At 42.9% G+C, this 280-nt stretch carries 1 pseudogene; it reads left to right on the top strand.

Annotation, left to right across the window (positions count from 1 at the left end):
- A pseudogene (locus tag ACFINZ_RS11815) lies at window positions 1-280 on the top strand (cell envelope biogenesis protein TolA); the annotation flags it as partial.

The following is a 280-nucleotide window of genomic DNA, read 5'->3' as shown; positions in this document are numbered from 1 at the left end:
TCCTGTGACTGAAGAATTTGCTTCTCAACAGGGTGCCTTGAATGCTCCTGTGCGTGCAATTCCTGCAGTAAAGCCTACTACCAAACCACAAGAAAAAGAAGACGCTCGTCATTTTGGGGAGGGACAGATAGATAGTTTTGCGCCTTTTAAACCAAAAGAAAAACCACGCTCCGTTGAAACAACCCCTTCATCATCCGGAGAAGAGAAGGCGTCGGAAAAATCTTTACCAGTAATTAGGGAACAAGAATTACGAGAAACAAAAGCAGAAAAAGTTTCAGAA

It is taken from the genome of Bartonella sp. AA81SXKL, from assembly GCF_042196945.1.
In the GTDB taxonomy this organism is placed as follows: domain Bacteria; phylum Pseudomonadota; class Alphaproteobacteria; order Rhizobiales; family Rhizobiaceae; genus Bartonella.
This window is presented reverse-complemented; position numbering and strand designations above follow the sequence as displayed.